A 1,675-nucleotide genomic window follows, 5' to 3' on the forward strand; every position below is an offset into this window, starting at 1 on the left:
GCTGTCATGGGATAAAACGGTTTGTGCGCCCGCATATTCGCAGTTCACAGCGCGATCATAGTCCTTCGGTATCGTATGAAAATCGAGATCCATGATACGCTTCAATGTGTCGGCGTAGCGCTGACCCCAAGCGTTAGCATTGCCTTTGGAGTTGTAGCCTCCATCGATATCTTGGTCCGGGGTAAACGGCTTGGACGCCGCGTTGGGTCCGCCTTCGGCCTCAATGAGTTGGGCCGCGTAATCGCGCGGGTCCATGCCCAATTGGCGCACGATCCCACCGTAGTCGCGTACCAGCCATTCATCGTAAATGCAGTCATTCTTCGCGGCACAATCCGCGATGACCCGCACGGTCCATTGCTTGCCTGTTGCAGCTCCGAATTGACCGTCTTGGGTGTGCGTGGCGCGCGTGATCAGCCGGTGTGAGGACAGCAGGCCAAACTCTGGATCGTCAGAGAAGATAACGTCATCGCCAAAAAGCTCACGGTCCGGAAATTCATTGATTGTCGCCATCGTTGAAGCCATGACGGCCGCATTGCCGCGCTGGATACCCATCGGCGAGCGCACTACGATGTTTTTGGCGTAATAGTCGTGCAGCGTGCCAACGCCACGATCCTCCCAAATCTCTTTGGTGATCCCGATGATGTAGTCAGGAAAGTCTTTCCAGCGGTTCGAAAAACCCTTCATAGTGATGATCCTTTGGGCGGTATTGAGGAACCTCGTTGGATGAGAGGCCCTTCTATTTCAATGGTTTGGGCGTAAGTTTCCTGACCGTTGATCGAAGACAGAAGTGTTTCGATCGTGGCCTCAACCATGCGGTTGACGGGCTGACGCACAGTTGTCAGATCATAAGCGGGCCAAGACGCGAGCGGCACGTCGTCGTAGCCGATGATCGAGACGTTATCGGGAATGGAAAAGCCCATTTGGCGGATTTCATCCATGACGGCGAAGGCCATGTGATCGTTGCCAACGAAAATCGCATCGGGGCGGGTTTCGCCTGTCATCAGCCGGCGCGCTGTGGCGGCGGCAACGTCGCGTTTGTACATACCGTCGATGATCGCGAAGGGGGTGAGGCGCGCGCGCGCCATTGCATCCTCGAACCCCTGTCGGCGGTCGCGCCCTGTGAGTGAGCCTTCCCAGCCGGCGATATGGGCAATGCGGTTATGACCCGCGTCAATCAGCGCTTGGGTGGCCATTGTCGCGCCTTTGATGTTAGCCGATGTGACTGCCGAAAGACCGCTGCCGGGCTGTCCGCGGTTGAACAAGACGACTGGAATGCCTGCTTTGACACAGAGGTCGGTGAGGCTTGAGGACATCGAGACAGAGGCGGCGATGATGCCGTCGACCTGATAATCGAGCAGGTCCTGCACGACGGTTTCGATGCCATCGCTGGAATTGTGTACAGTGAAGATCAGGATGTGATAGCCTTGCGCTTGAAGCGCGTTTGAGAGGCGTTCGAGGGCTTCGGGGTAGAACTGGTTATCGAGGTAGGCGACGATCAAACCGATAATCCGCGACTTGCCGGTGATCATGGCGCGGGCCAGAACATTGGGGCGGTAGCCAAGCTGCTTGGCGGCCTTTTTCACCTTTTTTACGGTTGCTGTGCTTGCTGATGCGCCGGAAAACACACGACTGACAGCGGATTGGCTGACGCCTGCAAGTTTAGCAACTTGTAGAG

At 56.5% G+C, this 1,675-nt stretch carries 2 protein-coding genes; both read right to left on the reverse strand.

Going from position 1 to position 1,675, the window contains the following annotated elements:
• A partial coding sequence (locus ACTG3Z_RS17470; RefSeq protein WP_439144275.1) for an ester cyclase occupies positions 1-684 on the reverse strand: 684 nt, incomplete at its 3' end.
• A partial coding sequence (locus ACTG3Z_RS17475; protein WP_439144276.1) for a LacI family DNA-binding transcriptional regulator occupies positions 681-1,675 on the reverse strand: 995 nt, incomplete at its 5' end. The genes ACTG3Z_RS17470 and ACTG3Z_RS17475, both read right to left, overlap by 4 nt.

Origin of the sequence: Planktotalea sp. (assembly GCF_965659345.1) — a bacterium.
Taxonomy (GTDB): Bacteria; Pseudomonadota; Alphaproteobacteria; order Rhodobacterales; family Rhodobacteraceae; genus Planktotalea.